The organism is Solibacillus sp. FSL R7-0668 (genome assembly GCF_038006205.1).
Taxonomy (GTDB): domain Bacteria; phylum Bacillota; class Bacilli; order Bacillales_A; family Planococcaceae; genus Solibacillus.
Genome location: NZ_JBBOUU010000001.1, coordinates 1,066,282 through 1,083,734, shown reverse-complemented (window position 1 = coordinate 1,083,734; position 17,453 = coordinate 1,066,282). Strand labels below are relative to the sequence as shown.

General features: G+C 39.8%; 17 protein-coding genes. 4 read left to right on the top strand and 13 right to left on the bottom strand.

What is annotated here, in order from left to right; translation table 11 throughout:
* Positions 1 to 169 precede the first annotated feature (169 nt).
* The 7 genes from MKX47_RS05030 to MKX47_RS05000 all read right to left on the bottom strand — a co-directional run bounded on the left by MKX47_RS05030 (position 170) and on the right by MKX47_RS05000 (position 8,054).
* Positions 170 to 2,452: an FtsK/SpoIIIE family DNA translocase gene (locus MKX47_RS05030; RefSeq protein WP_340771819.1), complete on the bottom strand. Its 2,283-nt coding sequence runs from the start codon at positions 2,450 to 2,452 to the stop codon at positions 170 to 172.
* A 93-nt stretch (positions 2,453 to 2,545) separates the two neighbouring features.
* Entirely contained in the window at positions 2,546 to 4,213 is a 1,668-nt protein-coding gene (locus MKX47_RS05025; RefSeq protein WP_340771816.1) for a ribonuclease J, read from the bottom strand.
* Between the two features lie 165 nt (positions 4,214 to 4,378).
* On the bottom strand, positions 4,379 to 5,290 hold the full coding sequence (gene dapA, locus MKX47_RS05020) for a 4-hydroxy-tetrahydrodipicolinate synthase (RefSeq protein WP_340771814.1): 912 nt from the start codon (positions 5,288 to 5,290) through the stop codon (positions 4,379 to 4,381).
* A gap of 15 nt (positions 5,291 to 5,305) precedes the next feature.
* Positions 5,306 to 6,346: an aspartate-semialdehyde dehydrogenase gene (locus MKX47_RS05015; RefSeq protein ID WP_340771811.1), complete on the bottom strand. Its 1,041-nt coding sequence runs from the start codon at positions 6,344 to 6,346 to the stop codon at positions 5,306 to 5,308.
* 85 nt (positions 6,347 to 6,431) lie between these two features.
* On the bottom strand, positions 6,432 to 7,022 hold the full coding sequence (locus MKX47_RS05010; protein WP_340771809.1) for a dipicolinate synthase subunit B: 591 nt from the start codon (positions 7,020 to 7,022) through the stop codon (positions 6,432 to 6,434).
* Positions 7,015 to 7,788, bottom strand: coding sequence for an NAD(P)-dependent oxidoreductase (locus MKX47_RS05005; protein ID WP_340771806.1), 774 nt, complete (start codon positions 7,786 to 7,788; stop codon positions 7,015 to 7,017). Before MKX47_RS05005 ends, MKX47_RS05010 begins: the two co-directional genes overlap by 8 nt.
* The gene (locus MKX47_RS05000; protein WP_340771804.1) at positions 7,785 to 8,054 is read right to left on the bottom strand and encodes a YlmC/YmxH family sporulation protein; all 270 of its coding nucleotides are present in this window, start codon (positions 8,052 to 8,054) and stop codon (positions 7,785 to 7,787) included. Before MKX47_RS05000 ends, MKX47_RS05005 begins: the two co-directional genes overlap by 4 nt.
* 147 nt (positions 8,055 to 8,201) lie before the next feature.
* Between MKX47_RS05000 and MKX47_RS04995 the strand changes: the two genes are divergently transcribed.
* The 4 genes from MKX47_RS04995 to MKX47_RS04980 are packed head-to-tail and all read left to right on the top strand — an operon-like array spanning position 8,202 to position 10,637.
* On the top strand, positions 8,202 to 8,579 hold the full coding sequence (locus MKX47_RS04995) for a GntR family transcriptional regulator (protein WP_340771802.1): 378 nt from the start codon (positions 8,202 to 8,204) through the stop codon (positions 8,577 to 8,579).
* Positions 8,576 to 9,421, top strand: a complete 846-nt coding sequence (locus tag MKX47_RS04990; protein WP_340771800.1) for an ABC transporter ATP-binding protein — start codon at positions 8,576 to 8,578, stop codon at positions 9,419 to 9,421. Before MKX47_RS04995 ends, MKX47_RS04990 begins: the two co-directional genes overlap by 4 nt.
* Positions 9,418 to 10,020: a hypothetical protein gene (locus MKX47_RS04985; RefSeq protein ID WP_340771798.1), complete on the top strand. Its 603-nt coding sequence runs from the start codon at positions 9,418 to 9,420 to the stop codon at positions 10,018 to 10,020. The genes MKX47_RS04990 and MKX47_RS04985 overlap by 4 nt, the downstream gene beginning before the upstream one ends.
* Entirely contained in the window at positions 10,017 to 10,637 is a 621-nt protein-coding gene (locus tag MKX47_RS04980; RefSeq protein WP_340771796.1) for a hypothetical protein, read from the top strand. Before MKX47_RS04985 ends, MKX47_RS04980 begins: the two co-directional genes overlap by 4 nt.
* A 164-nt stretch (positions 10,638 to 10,801) precedes the next feature.
* Here the strand turns inward: MKX47_RS04980 and MKX47_RS04975 are convergent, their stop codons facing one another.
* The 6 genes from MKX47_RS04975 to rbfA form a co-directional block, all read right to left on the bottom strand.
* A complete protein-coding gene (locus tag MKX47_RS04975) occupies positions 10,802 to 12,028 on the bottom strand; it encodes a M16 family metallopeptidase (protein ID WP_340771794.1) in 1,227 nt (408 codons plus the stop codon).
* A gap of 132 nt (positions 12,029 to 12,160) precedes the next feature.
* On the bottom strand, positions 12,161 to 14,272 hold the full coding sequence (gene pnp, locus MKX47_RS04970) for a polyribonucleotide nucleotidyltransferase (protein ID WP_340771793.1): 2,112 nt from the start codon (positions 14,270 to 14,272) through the stop codon (positions 12,161 to 12,163).
* A 307-nt stretch (positions 14,273 to 14,579) separates the two neighbouring features.
* Positions 14,580 to 14,849 (bottom strand): 30S ribosomal protein S15, encoded by a 270-nt coding sequence (gene rpsO / locus MKX47_RS04965; RefSeq protein WP_340771790.1) that lies wholly within the window; start codon positions 14,847 to 14,849, stop codon positions 14,580 to 14,582.
* Between the two features lie 208 nt (positions 14,850 to 15,057).
* A complete protein-coding gene (ribF, locus tag MKX47_RS04960; RefSeq protein WP_340771789.1) occupies positions 15,058 to 16,005 on the bottom strand; it encodes a riboflavin biosynthesis protein RibF in 948 nt (315 codons plus the stop codon).
* A 14-nt stretch (positions 16,006 to 16,019) separates the two neighbouring features.
* Positions 16,020 to 16,931, bottom strand: coding sequence for a tRNA pseudouridine(55) synthase TruB (gene truB / locus MKX47_RS04955; RefSeq protein WP_340771785.1), 912 nt, complete (start codon positions 16,929 to 16,931; stop codon positions 16,020 to 16,022).
* Between the two features lie 172 nt (positions 16,932 to 17,103).
* On the bottom strand, positions 17,104 to 17,448 hold the full coding sequence (gene rbfA / locus MKX47_RS04950; protein ID WP_340771782.1) for a 30S ribosome-binding factor RbfA: 345 nt from the start codon (positions 17,446 to 17,448) through the stop codon (positions 17,104 to 17,106).
* Positions 17,449 to 17,453 lie beyond the last annotated feature (5 nt).

The following is a 17,453-nucleotide window of genomic DNA, read 5'->3' as shown; positions in this document are numbered from 1 at the left end:
CATCTGATGTACAACATTCCTACTAATTCGTAAATAATATAACACTTTACACCCAAAAAGAAAACATATTTCTAGAATTGTGTCATGTTAAAGGAAATATTGAGCTAAATTATTGGAAAACACATAGAAATAATCAATTTCAGAAAACTATTTTTATTTAATTTATTACTCAATTATAACGATTTCCTAACACTTGTCTTGGTTTACTTCCTTCAGAAGGTCCGACTACGCCACGTGCTTCCATTTGATCCACGATTCGCGCAGCCCGAGAATAGCCTATACGGAATCGACGCTGTAATAATGACACAGATGCGGTTTGCATCTCTAATACAAGCTGCACTGCTTCCTCATAAAGCTCATCTGTATCATCTAATTCATTTGCTACTGGTTCATCAGTTGGAATCATGGCCTCCTCGTATTGTGCCTTTTGTTGTTCTACTACACTGTCAATGACCTTTTCCACTTCTTGATCACTTACAAACGCACCTTGTACGCGAACGGGTTTGGATGCACCAGCTGGTAAATAAAGCATATCGCCACGCCCTAACAAGCGCTCGGCACCACCCATATCTAAAATGGTACGCGAATCAACAGCAGATGATACAGCAAAGGCAATACGGGACGGAATATTTGCTTTAATAATGCCGGTAATGACGTCTACCGATGGACGCTGTGTCGCAATAATCAAATGAATCCCTGCAGCACGTGCCATTTGCGCTAAACGTGTAATCGCATCTTCCACCTCATGTGAAGCAACCATCATTAAATCCGCTAACTCATCCACAATCACAACGATAAACGGTAGCTTCGGTTGTTCCTCACCTGTTTCTATATTATGGCGCAAAATATATTCATTATAGCCTTCAATATTACGCGTGCCAGAAGTTGAAAACAAATCATAGCGGCGCTCCATTTCGGCTACTACCTTTTGTAAAGCCTGTGCTGCTTTTCTCGCATCCGTCACAACAGGCGCTAATAAATGAGGAATTCCGTTATAGACACTCAGCTCTACCATTTTAGGGTCAATCATCATGAGGCGCACTTCACTCGGTGTACTACGCATTAACAATGACACAATGATGCCATTAATACAGACACTTTTCCCACTTCCGGTCGAACCTGCAACGAGTAAGTGTGGCATTCGGTTTAATTCCGCTGAAATGGCTTGCCCTGTTACATCACGTCCGAGACTAACAAAAAGTTTCGAATTAGGCTTAACCTGTTCATTCGCTTCGATGACTTCACGTAATGTGACCATCGCAATTTCTCCATTTGGCACTTCAATCCCCACTGCCGACTTCCCTGGGATGGGTGCTTCAATTCGAATATCCTTTGCAGCAAGCGCCAATGCTAAATCATCTTGCAGGCCAACAATTTTACTTACCTTCACGCCCGTATCTGGCATGACCTCGTATTTCGTAACAGCCGGTCCTAAATGCGCCTGTGTCACTTTGGCTTTTACACCAAAGCTTGCGAACGTTTGCTCCAGCTTTTTGGCATTCGTTTGAATAATAGAATACTCCCCACTTTGGTCATGCTGTGGTGGGGCATTCAATAATTGAATCGACGGTAATTTATAGGCTTGCTGAGTTGGGGCAGGATCCTGTACAAGTGCTGGTATCTCAACCTCCTCTTGCTCCATGACGGGTGGTGACTGATTTTCCTCAGTAGCAGGCGAAACATAGGCTGGTTCGTGATTTGCTGCTGTAATCACAAGTTCTTCATAATCTGGCTCGAACGTTTCTTCTTCTACCTCTTGTTGCGGGCGACGCGCTCTTTTTTTCGATTCCTGTGGTGGCTCTTTAGCTCGGCGCTTTGGTAATTTCACCTTCCCTTTTACAGCAGGGGCTTTTTCTACTAAAATCGGGACAAATGCTTTCCCTGTAATTAAAATCACACCAATTGCCAGTAGAACAAAGGCGGCAATTTTGGCACCACCTGCATCAAACAACACATGTAAAATACTAAATAATAGTCCACCAATCATACCGCCACCTAGTGCATTGCTGCGATTGATGATGCCATCTGTACTAATTAAAATACGCCATGTTTCTTTTAATACGGAATTCGATAATAAAGCATTCGTATTATGCAATTGCTCAAATAACATGCTATGACTAAAAATGGTTAAACTCATCCCGACAAATAACACACCATAAATGATTCGTGTTGTAAAGGCAACGCCACGACGTTTGACCATTAGCATACCCGAAATAATAAAAGCTAATAGCGGAATAATAAAATGCAGATTGCCAAAGAAAAACATCGCAATCGAATGCAGCCATCTCCCGACTAGTCCGAATTCTAAAAACTCAATGATAGCGAGCGCGATTAACACGAGCCCGATAATTTCATATGCGAGCGGATGTAGCTCTTTTTTACCCTTTGCCTTTAATGTTGGCTTATTTTTTGATTTTGCTTTCGCTTTCCCCGCTTTTGCTTGTCGTGCCATTGGTTTGTTCACCTACTTCTTTACTGCTTTCATAGTTACAAAAAGGGCTTTCTCACACGGCTGTAAGAAAACCCTTTTCAATTTTTGCGATTCCTAGTATTCCATAATAATCGGAATAATCATTGGACGACGCTTTGTTTTTTGGAATAAATATTGATTTAATGTGTCGCGAATTTCTTGCTTAATGTTTGTCCATTCGAACGTTTCTTTGCCCACGTATTTTTCAATTACCTGGCGCGCAATATCTGATGCCTCTTCCATTAGCTGCTCTGACTCACGTACATAGACGAAGCCGCGCGATAAAATTTCTGGACCTGACGCAATTTTCTTTTGTGCACGGTTTAACGTTACGACAACAATGAAAATACCATCCTGTGATAATAATTTACGATCACGTAATACGATGTTGCCAACATCCCCAATACCGATTCCATCGATTAAGACATTACCGGCTTGTACACGACCCGTCATGCGCATTTTGCCATTTTTGTATTCGATAATATCGCCCTTATCTGCGATGAAGATTTGCGACTTTTGTAGCCCTACTTCTTGTGCTAATTTGGAGTGCGCAATTAACATGCGGTATTCGCCTTGAATCGGCACAAAATACTTTGGCTTCATGAAGTTTAACATTAATTTTAAATCTTCTGCACTACCATGACCCGACACATGTACTTTTTTGTTTGATGTTAAGACATGCGCTCCTGCTTTTGCTAATTGGTTCATCGTATTATACATTTGTACTTCCATCGATGGAGATGGTGTGAATGTAATTAATACAGTATCTGTATTTTTAATTTTGACATCACGGTGGTGTTTGCGCACGATTTTGTCAAGCGCATCAAGTGGTTCACCTTTATTACCTGTTGCCATAATTATAATTTCATCATCTTCATATTTACTAATTTCGTTCACTGGAATAATCGTATCTTCATCAATCTCTAGGTAACCTAAATTTACACCAATATCAACTATTTTTTCTAATGACTTTCCAACTACCGCTACTTTACGGTATGAATCGGCTGCTTGTGTGAATACTTGTTGAATACGAATAAAGTTTGATGCATAAAGTGCTACAATAATACGGCCCGGTGCTGTATGGAATGTTTTTTGTAATTCTTCTGCGATAACTGCTTCACTCGTCGTATAGCCTGGGCGATCTGCTTCAATTGACTCCGAAAGTAGCATAAATACGCCTTCTTCACCTAGCATCGCCATTTTTGCTAAATCCGGCTTGAACTTGCCTTTCGCCGCTTGGTCAAATTTAAATTCACCCGTATGAACAATTGCCCCTTCAGATGTATGGAACACAATCCCTAGTGAATCTGGAATACTATGTGTTGTGTGGAAAAATGTCACATACGTTGAGTTGAAGTTCATACGACTATTGCTCGTTACCTCGAAGAACTTCACTTGGTAAGGTGCTGGTAATTCCTTTAAATGTTCTTTTGCGAGTGCGATTGATAATTTCGAACCGTATACAGGTGCCTTTACTTTCTTTAATACATAGGCGATCGAACCAATTGCATCCTCATGTCCGTGCGTTAAGAAAATCCCCTTTACACGTTCTTTATTTTCTTCTAAATACGTAATATCTGGAATAACGATATCGATTCCTAGCATTTCGTCCTCTGGGAACATTAACCCACTGTCTACTACGAAAAGCTCTTCGTCGATTTCAATTACATACATTGATTTTCCGATCTCACCAACGCCGCCAAGCGGGATGACACGGATTAACTCGTTTTTTGTCTTTGTCACTTTGTTTCCTCCTAAAAATGTTCCGAACAGCAACCACTTAGATTTCATTATACGGTGGAAATGGCGTTAGTACAAATAAAAAAATGATATTTCTAATGGGAATAGATAATCCAATCAAAATGCAAAACAACCACCAGCTCAATTTTAGAGTGGTGGTTGTTTCTATTAGTTATTTTGTAATGCGCGGAACTTCTCGGCTTTTGCTTGATAAGTATTCCAAATTTGATCGAATGCCGCCTTTTCCTCTGGTAGCATTTCCATCATTGGCATACGTACATCTAATGTATCAAAGCCTAGTTTTGTCATCGCGTATTTAATTGGCGATGGATTTGGCTGTGCAAATAGCGCACGTACAAGTGGTAATAACGCTCTGTGAATTTGCGCGGCCTCTTGATGACGACCTTCTTCAAAGGCACGAATCATTTGCTGCATATCTTTTCCGACGATATGAGATGCTACCGAAATAATACCACGACCACCAATCGCAAGTAACGGTAATGTTAAGCCATCATCGCCTGAGTAGACGTGAAAATCTGGCTCGACGTTTTCGATAATATCTCCCATTTGGTCTAAATTACCGCTCGCTTCTTTAATGCATGTAATATTATCCACATCTCGACTTAATGCAATCGTTGTTTCAGCCAAAATATTGGCACCTGTTCGACCAGGTACATTGTATAACATAACAGGCAGTTGCGTAACTTTCGCAATCGTTTCAAAGTGGGCATACATACCGCGCTGATTTGGTTTATTATAATACGGTGTTACAAGCATAATCCCATCTGCACCGTTTTCTTCTGCTTTGTGGGTCATCATAATTGAATAAGCTGTTTCATTATCTCCTGTACCGGCAATCACCGGCACACGACCTGCTACTTTTTCAACAGTGAAGCGGACAATTTCAATTTTTTCTTCGGTTGACATGGTCGGGTTTTCTGACGTTGTACCACATGCAATAATGCAATCTGTCCCATTATCAATTAAATGATTAATAATACGCTCAAGTTCAGGATAATTGATCGTGCCATCTTTTTTAAATGGCGTAATCATCGCTGTACCAATTCGTCCAAAATCCATGAGTAAATCCCCCTCTTATAGTAAGTTATCCTCTAACATCGCTTCTGCAATTTGAATAGAATTTAGTGCAGCACCTTTTAGCAAGTTATCTGACACAATCCATAAGTGGAAGCCTTTTTTATTATCTAAATCTTGACGAATACGTCCAACAAATGTTGCTTCTTCGTTTTCTGCAAAAATCGGCATTGGGTAGAGCTGTTGTGTAATATCATCTTGCAATGTAATGCCTGGTGCATCTTTTAACACAGCAAAGATCTCTTGTACCGTTGCTTCTTGCTCTAGCTCGATGTATACAGATTCTGAGTGACCTGAAACTACTGGCACACGTACACATGTAGCAGCTACATTCATGTCAGGTGCTTCCATAATCTTTTTCGTTTCATTGATCATTTTCATTTCTTCATACGTAAAGCCGTTATCTGTGAATTTATCAATTTGTGGAATCACATTACGTGCGATTGGATAATGTTTTTCATCTGATTTTACTGGTAATACGCTGGCCTTTACATTTTTACCAGCTTCCCATTGTCCGCTTTGCTCACGTAATTCTTCAATTGCTGCAATTCCTGAACCTGAAACAGCCTGGTATGTCGATACGATGACTTTTGTTAAACCAAATTTTTCACGAATTGGTTGAAGGGCTGCAACCATTTGGATTGTTGAACAGTTCGGATTTGCAATAATCCCTTTAGGAATTGTTTTGAGAGCATGGCGGTTTACTTCTGGTACTACAAGCGGCACTTCTGGGTCCATACGGAAGTGACTTGTGTTATCGATAACAATTGCCCCACGTTTTGCTGCTTCTGGCGCTAATGCCTCTGATACAGAGCCCCCAGCAGAGAATAATGCAACATCTACACCTTCAAAGCTTTCTGGTGTTGCTTCTTCAATTTTATATTGCTCACCATTAAATTCGATTGGATTTCCAGCAGAACGAGCCGAAGCTAAAAATTTGATTGATTCGATTGGGAAGTTGCGCTCTACTAACTTTTCCATTATTTTTGTTCCTACTGCTCCTGTTGCACCAACTACTGCCACATTTAATTTTTTTTTCATATCTCATCTCTCCTATAATTAATCGGTATGTATATAATGTTGGATATTGTAACATAAATTATTTGAATTGTGTAAGGTTATTTGATTATTTAAAATATTGTATAAATATAGGTTGGATTTGTTTTTTATGAGCGAGCGCATATGCGACAGTATCGAGCATTTTTGTGAAATCTGCTATACAGGACGTAGGTTTTTTTATTGGATCATCTTGACCGAATGGAATGAAGAAAATGTTTTTGGCATTCATTAATTTCATTAAATTCATACCGTTTAACCCAAGTGCATCATTTGTAGAAATACCGAGGACAACGGGTGAGCCATTGCGAAGTGTTGCCTTGGCCGCCATTAATACCGCACTATCTGTTGAAGCATTGGCAAATTTACTAAGGGAATTCCCTGTTAATGGCGCAATAACCATACAATCAAGTGGATTTTTCGGCCCGAATGGCTCTGCTTCGGCAATCGAGCTGACCACCTTTTCACCGGCGAGCGCCTCGATTTTTTCAATCCACTCTTCTCCTGTTCCAAAACGTGTTGCGGCATGTAGCACGGACGGTGTAATAATCGGTACAACCGTTGCTCCCGCATTGCGTAAATCTGTAATTTTCGGTACAACATCCTCATACGTACAATGTGATGCTGTGATACCTAATCCGATTCGTTTTCCTTCAAGCATTGATGTGCTCCTTTCTTAACCGTAAAACCGTCTCACACATGACACTTGCTGCAGCCTGCGGAAAAAATTTCCCGGGCAATGCTGGTAGCAGCTCATATTGAGATAACTTCAGCTCATCTAAACAACCTGGTGCAGATGCGACATCATAAATCGGACAGCTCAATAAAGGTTGATAGGTATCATTCAACCACTTTGTCGGAATTGTATTAATCATCAAATCGGTTTTAGGCATCTTTTCGTTCAGTTCAATGCCTTCATAACCATAGGCAATAGCCTCTGCTTGCTGTGTCTTCGAACGAACAGCTATCATAACCTGCGCATGCAAACGATTTAAAAATAATGCGAGCATCTTACCTACTCGACCAAAGCCAGTGATGAGTATCCTTTTATGCTGCACACTGATATTTTTTGTATAAAGATAGGCTAATAAACCTTCCGCAGTGAGTGCTGCATTTTTCCAAATAAATGTTTCATCTTGCAAGTAATAATAGAGCTCTTTATTTTTTAATATGTCATGCCATTCATCTGTCAATCTCCCCACAAAAATCTGCGCCTGACTAATGCCTGCAAGCTGCTCGACCTTTAACTGAAGCGATTGAATGGGTAGCACAATATGTGTCGGATGAAATTCTAAAGCGGTTTTATTGAGCTCTGCGTCCCATGCATCTCGATTTTTGTAATATACCGTACGCGAATCATTTGTTAGCTGCTTTGCTAAATACTTCATACGTTCATCGGTTCCTATTACAAGCCAGCGCTCGTTCATCGTTCAATCTGCTTTAATGTTGATGTTGTTTTATGAAATAAGATACGATCTTCCCCTATAAGTCGGATTTCCTCCCACGGAATATATTTCACCATTCCGCCTTTCTTTTTTTGAAATGGTATTTTCACCATTTGTGCGGGCATTTCAAAGCCGATGATTTTTCCTGTTTTCGCATCAAATATACATTCTGTTTCCGCCAAAAAGCCATAACGCACACCATTTTCCATTTCAATTAATTCTTTTTCTGCAAGCTCTGATAACAGCATCCTTCTCCTCCTTTATATGAGCTACCAATACTATATGCGCCTTCGCCTATAAGCGTGAAGGTTGAATTTTCAGAATTTCACCTAGACAATCCCTCCCTATCTGTATACACTGTATATATACAGTTTGAACACAGGGGGGGTGATTTGATGATAATAAAATTAAGTAATAATAGCGACCAGCCCATTTATGAGCAAATTACCGACCAATTAAAACAAGCGATTTTAGCAGGTGTGCTTGTCACGGGCGACGCACTGCCCTCCATCCGTGCGCTTGCTAAGGAATTAAAAATAAGCGTCATGACGACGAAACGTGCCTATGCCGATTTAGAGCGTGATGGCTTTATTGAAACAATTGCCGGCAAAGGCAGCTATGTCTCGGAGCGCAATCAAGATTTTTTACGAGAAGAGCTTATTCGTCAAATCGAAGTCCATTTAACAAAAGCAGTGTCTATTGCAAGATTAGCAAGCATGGACAAAAATGAGCTGCATGAGCTACTAGACTTACTATTGGAGGAATCGCCATGAATGTAATTGAAGTGAATAATGTGTGGAAACGCCTGAAGAAATTCCAACTGAAAAATTTATCGTTTCATGTTGAAGCAGGCACAATTGCTGGTTTTATCGGGCAAAATGGCGCAGGAAAATCGACAACAATGAAATTATTGTTGAATTTAATAAAACCAGATGATGGGGAGATTTTTATTTTAGGCAAAAATGTGACAGAAAACGACCCTGATACGAAAGCTCAGATTGGTGTCGTATTTGATGAGCTACATATTCCACAGCATTTGACAGCAAAAGACATTAACGCACTTTATGGCGAATTATATCCCAATTGGAATACGGATCGTTTTTATCAATTATTAGAGCGATTTGATGTTCCGAAATATGATGCCATCAAAAAGATGTCAAAAGGAATGAAGGCCAAGCTCGGCATCATTGTTGCCCTTTCCTATGAGCCAAAAGTGTTACTCTTAGATGAACCGACAAGTGGGCTTGATCCGATTGTGCGTGATGAGGTGCTGGAGCTTTTGCAAACATTTATGGAGCAGGAGGAGCGCGCGATTTTAATTTCTTCGCATATTACGAGTGATTTAGAAAAAATTGCGGATACGATTGTCTTTATTCATGAAGGAGAAATTTTATTTCATGAAAATAAAGATGAATTACAATTTGGCTACGGTATTTGGAAAGGCACATCTGAGGAAGCAAAGGTTATTCCAAATCACGCGATCATCGGCAAGCGCGATTATGTATTTGGCGTGGAGTATTTGGTGAAGCGTGAATTTGTCAGTCCAGTGATTGAGCTATCAAAACCGAGCATTGATGAATTGATGCTGTTCTTTGTGAGGGGGCGTAAGGGATGACGTTGTTTTTGACGCGCTATTTTTTGAGGGAACTATCGGCTTGGGTGTTGTTTGTACCACTTGGCTCTATTTTCATATTATTCATTGGCGCCTTTACTGATGAACCATTTTATTTTACGTTGATGATGGTAATGTATACATGTCCCTTATTGTTCTCTCAATATTTTATGTCCCAAAAAAAATATTTAACACTATTAACGATTGCACCGCTACCACGAAAAACAATCATTCATGCTGACTTAGCCTTTTTAAGCTGGATTAGCCTTTGCTATGTAAGCTATGCCTTAATTGCATCTGCTTTACTAGCAGCGCTTATTCATAGAGAGCTATTATTTCCTACAATCCATGAAATGAGCTTTCTTTTCGGCTGTTGTCTATTTGTCATTACACTTTATACTTGGTTAGCAAGACAAAATTGGATACCAATACTTGCCTTTTACTTTGTTATTTTAAACATGCACTTAATTTTACCTTTTTACACTGTAACTCCTTTTGCTAATGCTTATGGTCTTCATTTTTTAGCTTTGATGCTTGTCATTGCTAGCTTAAGCTATTTTACAATGATTACACTAGAAAAAAGGGGGCTTTTATATAAATGACGACCTTATTACGCTTTCACTTTCGTTACTCGAGTAAATCCATTTTATTTTTAATCGTATTCGCCATTTTATTAAGTCTTTTAAATTTAAGTGAAGTAATCAATATTAACATCGTTTCATTAGTGATGATTCTGTCGGTTTACATTCCCACAATGTGCATTGCCCATATTATAGATGCGCGATTTAGCAAGTTGATTCGCACATTTCCAATTTCATTCACACAGTATGTGAAAAGTGCTTATTTATATACCATTCTTTTATATAGTAGCATGCTGATTCCTGTTATCCTTGTCATCAGCTATCATTATTTTTATAAAGATATGACCGTATTCGCATTATGCTACGCGCTTGGTATATTTGCTTTTACCATCGCGACAACAGGTGGTGCATTAAAGGCACATTTTAAACAGCCTACGAATCACAACAGCATTTCCGGTTCGGATCTATTCTTTTATATACTGTTCATTTTTATTGTCCATACATTTCTATGCTTTATCTTTTCCTATTGGGGTTTGGTTTATGTAGGTGCACTCATTACGCCAATTAGTTGTTTGGTCCTTTATTATAAACAGTATAAAGCATCGATTGAACTTTACGGGCAAGCTGAATATTTATAAAAAAGGGAGTGTCCGAGAAGTATTTCTGGGACATTCCCTTTGCGTCGAGGATGGTGAGAATTTATTCTGACCACCGCAGAAGCACCGCCTCAAGCGGATAATTAATAGATGAGGAGGCAACTGTCTAAAAAGTTTCGACTTTTTAGACAGCACCGTTTTTTTATTCATTCATTTTCCGGTCCAATAATCGCAATTGCCGGTTCTGTTAAAAGCACTTGTGTAATTAGTTCATCAATCGTTTCCATCGAAATGGCCTCAATTTTCGTTAATACTTCATCCACCGTGCGATGATTTTGGTGTATTAATTCATTCACCCCATTACGATTCATATGATCTTCCGTACCTTCTAAGCCTAATACAAAGCTCCCCTTTAGCTGTTCCTTTGCATTTTCAAGCTCTTCTTCTGTTACGCCACCAATCACGACATCAAATAAAGTTTGGTCAATTTGCTGCTTCAATGCATCTAGATTTTGCTTAGAGGCCGATGCATAAATTGTAAACGCCCCAACATCTTCATAGCTTGATTGATAGCTGAATACAGAATACGCTAGGCCGCGCTCTTCTCGCACATCTTGGAATAAACGAGAACTCATATTGCCGCCAATAATATTATTAAGCGCAATAAAACTATACATTTTCGGATCCTTCACACTAATTGCCGGGAACGAAATTGCGATATGCGCTTGCTCTGTATCACGCGTTTTTTCTATTTCCCCTGCTGTAAATGGTGGGAATGATGGCTTTGAAACAATTGCCTGCTCGCTTGCTTCATATTGACCAAACAGCTGCTCAATCTGCTCAAGTAAGCCCTCACCGATATTTCCGGCAATGGAGATGACCACATTTTGCGGATTATAATGCTTGGCCATATAGCTGCGAATCATTGCTTCATCAAAAGTTGCTAACGTTTCCGGTGTTCCTAAAATTGGGCGACCGAGCGCATCGTTTGGATACATGACTGCCCACAGCTTTTCATGCACATCATCCGCGGGATCATCCTCACTCATATAGATTTCTTCCAGCACAACTTGGCGTTCACGTTCAATATCTTCTTTGGTAAACAGGGAATTGAAAAACATATCTGCTAAAATCGTGACCGCCATTTCGCCATGATGGTCTAAAACCTTCGCATAATAGCAGGTGTTTTCCTTTGATGTAAAGGCATTAATTTCGCCACCTATACGGTCAAACTCCTCCGCAATTTGACGTGCTGTACGATTTTTTGTGCCTTTAAATAGCATATGCTCGATGAAATGCGTGATGCCATTTTCTTCAATCGTTTCATAGCGTGAGCCAGCATTGACCCATATGCCGACTGATAATGAGCGCACATGTGACATCTGTTCTGCCACGATGCGCACACCATTTTTAGCTGTAATAATTTGTACCATGGACTCTTCTCCTTTATTTAAAAAAGAGGCTGTACATAAGTGTACAACCTCCCTTTTTATATTAAATCAATTACGCTTATACCTATCGCTTTGCATTCGGTACAGAAAGCTAATAATGATCTTTGTCGATTATTAGTTTTGTTCTGCGCGCTCTTTTTCTTCTTTGATTACGATTTTGCGTGATAAGTTGACACGACCTTGGTTATCGATTTCAATACATTTTACAAGTAATTGATCACCAAGTTTTAATACGTCTTCTACCGCTTTCGTACGTTCTTCTTGAATTTCTGAAATGTGTAGTAAGCCGTCTTTTCCAGGGAAGATTTCACAGAATGCGCCGAACTTTTCGATACGTTTTACTGTAGACATATAGTACTCGCCTACTTTTGCTTCACGTACGATCGATTCGATAATTTCTTTCGCGCGATTAATCATTGCTTCATCTGCTGATGCAATGAAGATCGTACCGTCTTGCTCTGTATCAATCTTAACGCCTGTTTCATCGATGATTTTGTTAATTTGCTTACCACCAGGCCCGATCACGTCTCGGATTTTATCTGGATTGATTTTGATTGAAACAATTTTTGGTGCGTATGTTGATAATGACGTACGTGGTTCAGAAATAGTCGTCATCATATGCTCTAAAATTTGCATACGACCGATTTTTGCTTGTGTTAATGCTTCTTCTAAAATATCGCGAGAAAGACCATCGATTTTAATGTCCATTTGAAGCGCTGTTACACCTTTTGCCGTACCAGCTACTTTAAAGTCCATGTCGCCAAGGTGATCTTCCATCCCTTGAATATCTGTTAATACAGTATAGTTGTCGCCTTTTTTTACAAGACCCATTGCGATCCCTGCAACTGGGGCTTTAATCGGAACACCCGCAGCCATTAGAGACATGACTGATGCACAGATAGACGCTTGAGAAGTAGAACCATTTGATTCTAATACTTCCGCTACACAACGAATCGCGTATGGGAATTCTTCTTCTGATGGTAATACAGCTAAAATCGCACGTTCACCTAACGCACCGTGACCAATTTCACGACGACCAGGGCTACCATAACGACCTGTTTCACCTACAGAGAATGCAGGGAAGTTATAGTGGTGCATGAAGCGCTTCGATTCCTCTACACCAAGTCCATCAATAATTTGAACATCACCTAATGCACCTAATGTTGTAATTGAAAGTGCTTGTGTTTGTCCACGTGTGAACATTGCTGAACCATGTGCACGTGGTAAAAGGTCTGTTTCAGATGATAACGGACGGATTTCGTCTTGTTTACGACCATCTGGACGGATTTTGTCTTCTGTAATTAAACGACGTACTTCATCTTTAACCATTTTGTCTAAGATGGCATGTACTTGCTTCATTGTATCTTCATCCGCTTCCTCAGCTTCATAAGATTCAATGATACGTGTTTTTACAGCGGTAATATTATCTTGACGCTCTTGCTTATCCACTGTTTGAATAGCCGCGTTCATATCTGCTTCACAAGCTGCTTTAATAGCTGCTGTTAATTTTGCATCTAATTCGTAAAGAACGACTTCAATTTTCTCTTTACCAACTGCTGCTACGATTTCTTCTTGGAATGCGATTAATTTTTTAATTTCTTCATGACCAAACATGATGGCTTCTAACATAATTTCTTCAGGAACTTCTAGAGCCCCTGCCTCTACCATGTTGATTGCATCCTTGTTCCCCGCTACTGTTAGGTGAATTGTTGATTTGGCTGATTGCTCTAATGTTGGGTTTACTACGAATTCGCCATCGATATAGCCAATATGCACACCCGCGATTGGGCCGTCAAATGGAATATCTGAAATCGCTAATGATAATGACGAACCAAACATTGCTGTCACATCTGCTGGGCAATCTTGATCATTTGACATCACCATTAAAATCGATTGAACTTCGTTACGGAAGCCATCTGGGAACATTGGACGAATTGGGCGGTCAATTAAACGAGATGTTAATACTGCTGTCTCTGATGGACGACCTTCGCGTTTAATGAAACCTCCTGGAATTTTCCCTGCTGCATATAAACGTTCTTCATAGTTAACTGTTAACGGGAAGAAATCTGTTGCCTTAGCTTGTTTTGACATTGTTGCCGTTGCTAATACTGCTGTCTCACCATAGCGAACCATTGCAGCACCATTTGCTTGTTTTGCTAACTGTCCTACCTCTACTACTAAAGGTCGACCAGCCCATTCATACGAAAAGACTTTTTTTTCGTTCATTCAATGAACCCCTTTCTTATTGAAACACTCTACGCATCTTTTTATGTACCATAGTTAGTGTATCAAAAAAGCTATATCTATGCTAAATTTTTTCTATAAAATTCTCGATTAATTTTCTATTTTATGTTCGGTGCCTTCGATAAAAAGCATGATCAAAGATAACGAAGTCTTTGTCCCCCGTTATAACAGATATTTTCACTTCACACAACAATATAATTTAAAACTAAATTATATGTATTAATATAACCCTTAAAACAATATCTAAGCATAATAAAAAGCGGGAAAAATCCCGCTTTTTATTGTTAGATTAGCGACGTAATCCAAGTTTGTTGATTAAATCACGGTAACGTGCAACGTCATTTTCACGTAAGTATTTTAATAAGTGACGACGTTTACCTACCATTTTTAAAAGACCACGTTGAGAGTGGAAATCTTTTTTGTGAGTAGCTAAGTGTGTGTTTAAAGCGTTGATTTCTGCAGTTAATACAGCGATTTGTACTTCTGGAGAACCAGTGTCGCTTTCGTGAGTGCGGTACTCAGCGATGATTTCGTTTTTACGTTGTTGTGTAATTGCCATTTGAAATGACCTCCTCAAATAAAATATCCCCGTTAGCACAGCAATCGCTGGAGTTGCGGAAAGCCGAGCTATGGTTCGTACATTTCGTACTTTAGAATAGTACCATATAAAGTTACTACAAATCAACTATTTAACTTTTGACAAATGGCGCTGTTATTTTTAGTAAACTCAAAACAATCAACACATCATTGCCCTGAAACCGAATCGATTAAAGTTCTTCAAAATAGTGAATGGCTTGCTGTTTGTCGAGCTCGATTTGATCGATTAATGCATCGATACCACTAAATTTACGCTCGCTACGGATACGCTTGTACCAGCCAACAACGACTTCCTCACCATAAATATTTTTGTCAAAATTTAAAATATGCACTTCAATTGATAGTTGTTTCTCTTCTGGATTTTTAAATGTTGGTTTGTAGCCAACATTACAAACGCCATTATACCATTCGTTTTGCACTAATATTTTCACAGCATACACGCCCGTTGCCGGAATAAAGCAGCCTGCCATCGCTTGCACATTTGCCGTTGGGAAGCCCATCGTACGTCCGCGCTTATCCCCATGCACCACAATGCCAGGAACTTCAAACGCGCGCCCTAGCAATGTACGCACTAGCTCCATATCGCCATCTTGCAATGCTCTACGAATGCGTGTTGAACTAATTTTTTCTTCGATATCTTGCTGTTTTTCGACAATGGTCACACCAAATTGACCTTTTCCTAATTGCTGCATCATGTCCATATTCCCTTTACCGAATGCACCAAATGAATAATCAAAGCCTGCTGTCACGTGCTGCACATTTAAATCAACTATAAAATACTGCACAAATTGCTCTGGTGTTAACTTGGCAAAATCAGATGTAAAGTTCACGACAAATACTGTATCCACATTCAATTTTTCAAACGTATTGAGCTTTTGCGCAAGTGGTGTAATATAAAATACCTTTTCGTTACGTCCACCTAACACAATGGATGGATGCGGATCGAATGTCATCACTGCACTTTTAATCCCAAGCTCCTCCGCTGTTGCTTTTGCTGCGTTAATGACCGCTTGATGCCCTTTATGTACACCATCAAAAAAGCCAACTGCTAGTGAATAGGCTTGTTTATTCGATTCTTGTGCTAATTGATGTGGATATTTTAAATGAATTACGTCCATAACTAATAGGCCTCCTAATCTAGTTCGGGAAACATTTTATCCGGCTTCATTTGCCCTTCTTTTGTCGGATGTGCGATATAGACCGCAAATGCTCGTCCCTCTACTCCATAGACCATTTTATCATGCTCTTTTAATAATGTATGCATAGGGAGTACTTGTCCATTGAAAATTTGCTTTTCAATATCCGTAGTAATTTCAACATATGGATAATTCGAAAGCGCATACTCTACTGGTATTAAAAATTGACCCTGCTTACCAGCTTCCATCATTTCGCCAATTTCGGCTAATGTAAAGCAATTCTCCTTGGTAAATGTCCCTGAGGCCGTACGTACCAATTCATGCATATGCGCAGGAAAGCCGAGCGCCTCTCCAATTTGTACGGCTAATGTACGAATATATGTGCCCTTTGAACATTTAATCCGAATCGAAAATGTTACTTCTTCCCCCTCGAATTTTTCAGCATCCTCTAAGAGCTCGAGCTCATATATCGTAATTTTGCGTGTAGGACGTTCAACGGTTTGACCCGCGCGCGCATATTCATAGAGCTTTTTACCATTTACTTTGACTGCTGAAAACATCGGTGGCGTTTGCTCGATTTCCCCCGTTAACGATGCTAATGCCGCTAAAATTTCAGCGCGTGTAAATGACTTAAAATCCGCGTTTTGGGCTACAGTTTCGCCCTCCGCATCTTCTGTTGTTGTGGTACGACCAATCGAGATAACCGCTTCATACGTTTTACCTGCATCGGTTAAATATTCGGCGATACGTGTTGCTTGGCCAATGCAAATCGGTAAAACCCCTTCTACACCAGGGTCTAGTGTACCTGTGTGACCTACCTTTTTTGTTCGTAAAATTTTTCGTAATTTAAATACGCAGTCATGGCTTGTCATGCCACGCTCTTTCCATAATGGAAGAATACCGTTCATTCATTTGCTCCTTTGACGTAGTATCTCGATTAAAGTGCCTAGCCCCTTTATGCGAAAGTGCTCAAGCCTATACTTTTGCGTTAGCTCTTCCCACTTAACAAGCACTTCAATGCTCTTTTTTTTGCAAAAAAAGCCTGCAAAGCATAAAATGCCGCGCAGACTTTTTTGTACATTATTTGTCTTCGTGTAGACCACGTAGTAATGCGTCGATTTTGTTGCCGTATTCGATTGCTGTATCGAATTCGAAAGCTAGTTCTGGCGTGCGACGTAAGCGAATGCGAGAACCTACTTCAGAACGAATGAAGCCTGATGCTTTTTCTAAAGCTTGTAACGATTCCGCACGTTCACGTTCATTACCTAGTGATGTAATATATACGGTTGCTTGCTGTAGATCTCCGGTTACCGCAACTTCTGTTACTGTAACAAAACCTACACGTGGATCTTTAATTTTGCGCGCAATGATTTCAGTAATTTCTTTTTTCATTTGCTCAGCAACACGATTTGAACGTAGAGACATATAAG

Bases quoted from the DNA above. Each gene is read 5' to 3' on its own strand.
- rbfA (WP_340771782.1), bottom strand. From the start codon at position 17,448: ATGTCTCTACGTTCAAATCGTGTTGCTGAGCAAATGAAAAAAGAAATT.
- MKX47_RS04990 (WP_340771800.1), top strand. From the start codon at position 8,576: ATGAATGTAATTGAAGTGAATAATGTGTGGAAACGCCTGAAGAAATTC.
- pnp (WP_340771793.1), bottom strand. From the start codon at position 14,272: ATGAACGAAAAAAAAGTCTTTTCGTATGAATGGGCTGGTCGACCTTTA.
- MKX47_RS05030 (WP_340771819.1), bottom strand. From the start codon at position 2,452: ATGGCACGACAAGCAAAAGCGGGGAAAGCGAAAGCAAAATCAAAAAAT.
- MKX47_RS04985 (WP_340771798.1), top strand. From the start codon at position 9,418: ATGACGTTGTTTTTGACGCGCTATTTTTTGAGGGAACTATCGGCTTGG.
- MKX47_RS04975 (WP_340771794.1), bottom strand. From the start codon at position 12,028: ATGGTACAAATTATTACAGCTAAAAATGGTGTGCGCATCGTGGCAGAA.
- rpsO (WP_340771790.1), bottom strand. From the start codon at position 14,849: ATGGCAATTACACAACAACGTAAAAACGAAATCATCGCTGAGTACCGC.
- MKX47_RS05010 (WP_340771809.1), bottom strand. From the start codon at position 7,022: ATGCTTGAAGGAAAACGAATCGGATTAGGTATCACAGCATCACATTGT.
- MKX47_RS04980 (WP_340771796.1), top strand. From the start codon at position 10,017: ATGACGACCTTATTACGCTTTCACTTTCGTTACTCGAGTAAATCCATT.
- truB (WP_340771785.1), bottom strand. From the start codon at position 16,931: ATGAACGGTATTCTTCCATTATGGAAAGAGCGTGGCATGACAAGCCAT.
- MKX47_RS05005 (WP_340771806.1), bottom strand. From the start codon at position 7,788: ATGAACGAGCGCTGGCTTGTAATAGGAACCGATGAACGTATGAAGTAT.
- MKX47_RS04995 (WP_340771802.1), top strand. From the start codon at position 8,202: ATGATAATAAAATTAAGTAATAATAGCGACCAGCCCATTTATGAGCAA.
- MKX47_RS05015 (WP_340771811.1), bottom strand. From the start codon at position 6,346: ATGAAAAAAAAATTAAATGTGGCAGTAGTTGGTGCAACAGGAGCAGTA.
- ribF (WP_340771789.1), bottom strand. From the start codon at position 16,005: ATGGACGTAATTCATTTAAAATATCCACATCAATTAGCACAAGAATCG.
- dapA (WP_340771814.1), bottom strand. From the start codon at position 5,290: ATGGATTTTGGACGAATTGGTACAGCGATGATTACGCCATTTAAAAAA.
- MKX47_RS05000 (WP_340771804.1), bottom strand. From the start codon at position 8,054: ATGCTGTTATCAGAGCTTGCAGAAAAAGAATTAATTGAAATGGAAAAT.